This window comes from Staphylococcus sp. EG-SA-2, from assembly GCF_017152085.1.
Genome location: NZ_JACYHC010000486.1, coordinates 1 through 4,308 on the forward strand (window position 1 = coordinate 1; position 4,308 = coordinate 4,308).

Below are 4,308 nucleotides of genomic sequence, written 5' to 3' on the forward strand. Positions count from 1 at the left end.
CAGAGGTTATATTCTACTAATTATGATTATATTAAATATGAAAATATTATCAAAAAATCAAATTTATAACAAAAATACACCCCTTAAAGTTAGGTCTTTCAATCCAACTTTTGGGGTGTATATCATTCTCATCATATTCTAGGTTGTTTTTAACAAACTAAATATAGTGAATGCAAATCAACTATTATTTAAATTATGAATTATTTTAATTCTTTCTTCTACGAGCCAATAACATTAATCCAGCAATTCCAATTATACTACTAAAGATCAAACCTTTTTGCGTGCTTTCTAAACCTGTTTTTGGTAATTCTGCTCGTTTTTTCTCTTGATTAGCTACTGATTCTTTAGCAATTTTAGATTTTTTAACTTTATCATTTTTATCCATTGAATGAACTGGGCCATTTGGTTTTGCTCTGTCTTTCGATAATCCTGGATTGTTAGGATTTACTGGGCCACTTGGATGAGTTGGTCTGCTCGGCTTCTCTGGGTTTTCAGGTCCTTTTGGATCTTTTGGTTTCTCTCCACCGAACTCTACAATCTTATCTACTGGTTGTTTTGTGATCTCTTCTGTTGGTTGACCCTCGCCAACTTTTTCACCTGTTAATGGGTTCACTGTGATTGGTGTTGTGATTGTCTTACTTCCTGGTTGTCCTTCTTGTTTCACTCGCTCTTCACCAGGTTGTAACTTCGGATTAAATTCACGTTTTGTTTCAAACGGTATCTCTACTGTTTTTGTTTCTGGTGTACCCGTTTTTGGTCCGTGTTTAATCACATCATCCACTGGCTCTTCGATCACTTTTCCTGTGTCTGGATTCTTGATTCCTGGTTTACCTGGTACTTTTTCCGTTTGATCTGTTGGTAAGTTTGGATCAAAGATATCTTTATGACCTTGCGGTATTTTCTCGCCACCGAATTCTGTTAATTCATTAACTGGATCTTTTGTGATTTCTTCTTTCGATTCACCTTTACTAATAATTTCTCCAGTTAATGGATTTTTTAGTGTTGGCGTCGTTATTGTCTTCTCACCTTTTTGTCCTTCTCTTGTTACTTTTTCTGTCCCTGGTGCTAAATCAGGATTAAATTTACGTTCTTTCTCGAATGGAATTTCTTCTTTTTCTACAATCGAGTCTCCTTTTACAGGTCCATATTTTGTTACGCTATCGACCGGTGGTCTAACTACATCTCCTGTTTCTGGATTCTTAATTCCTGGTTTACCTGGAACTTCCTCTTTCTCTCCTGTTGGTAACTTCGGATCAAATTCGTCTCGATGACCTGGTGTTATCGTTTCTGGTCCGTATTCTGTTAATTCATTAATCGGATCTTTTGTGATTTCTTCTTTCGATTCACCTTTACTAATAATTTCTCCAGTTAATGGATTTTTTAGTGTTGGCGTCGTTATTGTCTTCTCACCTTTTTGTCCTTCTCTTGTTACTTTTTCTGTCCCTGGTGCTAAATCAGGATTAAATTTACGTTCTTTCTTGAATGGAATTTCTTCTTTTTCTACAATCGAGTCTCCTTTTACAGGTCCATATTTTGTTACGCTATCGACCGGTGGTCTAACTACGTCTCCTGTTTCTGGATTCTTAATTCCTGGTTTACCTGGAACTTCTTCTTTCTCTCCTGTTGGTAACTTCGGATCAAATTCGTCTCGATGACCTGGCGCTATTGTTTCAGGTCCGTATTCTGTTAATTCATTAATCGGATCTTTTGTGATCTCTTCTTTCGATTCACCTTTACTAATAATTTCTCCAGTTAATGGATTTTTTAGTGTTGGTGTCGTTATTGTCTTCTCACCTTTTTGTCCTTCTCTTGTTACTTTTTCTGTTCCTGGTGCTAAATCAGGATTAAATTTACGTTCTTTCTCGAATGGAATTTCTTCTTTTTCTACAATCGAGTCTCCTTTTACAGGTCCATATTTTGTTACACTATCGACCGGTGGTCTAACTACGTCTCCTGTTTCTGGATTCTTAATTCCTGGTTTACCTGGAACTTCTTCTTTCTCTCCTGTTGGTAACTTCGGATCAAATTCGTCTCGATGACCTGGTGCTATCGTTTCTGGTCCGTATTCTGTTAATTCATTAATCGGATCTTTTGTGATCTCTTCTTTCGATTCACCTTTACTAATAATTTCTCCAGTTAATGGATTTTTTAGTGTCGGTGTCGTTATTGTCTTCTCACCTTTTTGTCCTTCTCTTGTTACTTTTTCTGTCCCTGGTGCTAAATCAGGATTAAATTTACGTTCTTTCTCGAATGGAATCTCTTCTTTTTCTACAATCGAGTCTCCTTTTACAGGTCCATATTTTGTTACGCTATCGACCGGCGGTCTAACTACGTCTCCTGTTTCTGGATTCTTAATTCCTGGTTTACCTGGAACTTCTTCTTTCTCTCCTGTTGGTAACTTCGGATCAAATTCGTCTCGATGACCTGGCGCTATTGTTTCAGGTCCGTATTCTGTTAATTCATTAATCGGATCTTTTGTGATCTCTTCTTTCGATTCACCTTTACTAATAATTTCTCCAGTTAATGGATTTTTTAGTGTTGGTGTCGTTATTGTCTTCTCACCTTTTTGTCCTTCTCTTGTTACTTTTTCTGTTCCTGGTGCTAAATCAGGATTAAATTTACGTTCTTTCTCGAATGGAATTTCTTCTTTTTCTACAATCGAGTCTCCTTTTACAGGTCCATATTTTGTTACACTATCGACCGGTGGTCTAACTACGTCTCCTGTTTCTGGATTCTTAATTCCTGGTTTACCTGGAACTTCTTCTTTCTCTCCTGTTGGTAACTTCGGATCAAATTCGTCTCGATGACCTGGTGCTATCGTTTCTGGTCCGTATTCTGTTAATTCATTAATCGGATCTTTTGTGATCTCTTCTTTCGATTCACCTTTACTAATAATTTCTCCAGTTAATGGATTTTTTAGTGTTGGTGTTGTTATTGTCTTCTCACCTTTTTGTCCTTCTCTTGTTACTTTTTCTGTCCCTGGTGCTAAATCCGGATTAAATTTACGTTCTTTCTTGAATGGAATCTCTTCAACTTTTTTTTCTAATTCTGTTATTGTTTTTGGCGCTTCTGGTGTAAAAGTAAACTCTGAACCTTTCAAGTCAGTTCTCATCCAGCCATTTGCATTTATCCCTTGATTAAGGCCCCATCTTTGACTAGATGTAATTAAGAAATTATATGCCTGATTTTTAGATAAACCTAAATCTGTTATTGAAGTCTCCCAAGTTTTACCAGCATATTCTGCTCTCATTTTACCAGTTGAAGCAACATAAGTTAAGATGACATCATTTAAACGTTGCCCATGAAACTTTCCATCTGATGTATTAGTTGAATTGTCCGCATAGTTTAAAAAATTAGTTTTTGATTTATCAATATTTTCTCCAACCATTTGTGAATTACCAGAACTGTCATTTTTCACAAAAGCTCCGTATCCTCTATAACCTTGTCCAGCTTGCTTTTCAGTTTTGTCCATGGAACTTGTATAAATGTATCCAGTATCAATTTTAAATCCGCCTGAATTTACCAGACCTTTATCCCCAAGGATTCCACCATTAGTTAAATATTCTTCTGCATTTCCTTTACTAAATAAGAACCCCCAACCATCAGCACCTGTGGTATTTGATTGATGGTTATTTGCCACTCTAACTTTAAAATTGAAATCCTTACTAAAATCTATTTTATTTTTTAATTGTAAAGCTCCTATCAAACCATTACTTTCATTACCAACATTAAACCTGGTTACCTCTGATACCCCTAAATCTGTTGGGTTTTTTTGTATATCAACACTTCCGTAACCTTCAAAATGTTCTTTACCTTGAATTGTAATTGGGGTAGATTCAACTACATTTTTAGAATCTCTTGTAATATCAAAAGAGCCTTCATCAACAGAACGAGCTTTTCTAACCTTAGGTGCCTCTGCGTTATGAGTGACTGACGATTTCGGCTGAACTTCAGCAACATTAGCTACTTCTTTTGGTGTATCCTCCTTTTTTGATATATCTTCAGCTTTTACTGATGCTTCATGTTCGATTGTGTCTTTGTTTGAAGTTACTTCAGATTTAGATTCTACACCTTGTGGTGCAGTGTCTTTGTTTGTTACTTCTTCAATCTTCACTTCTTTTGATTGGACATTATCTTTTAATGTAGTTGGATTCTCAATATTGTTTTCAGCTGCTTCTGCTTCTTGTTGAGTTCCCAAATACATTAGTGAGCCAATTAAAATAGATGCTGTTCCAACTGTAAATTTTCTTATTGAATATTTATTCAATTTATTTGATAGAAAATCTACTCTTTTATTTACCGGTCCTT

General features: G+C 35.8%; 1 protein-coding gene. It reads right to left on the reverse strand.

Annotated elements, in window-relative coordinates:
• Positions 1-205: 205 nt before the first annotated feature.
• Positions 206-4,308 (reverse strand): E domain-containing protein (locus tag IDG60_RS07475; protein WP_206160583.1); only part of this gene is annotated, 4,103 nt, incomplete at its 5' end.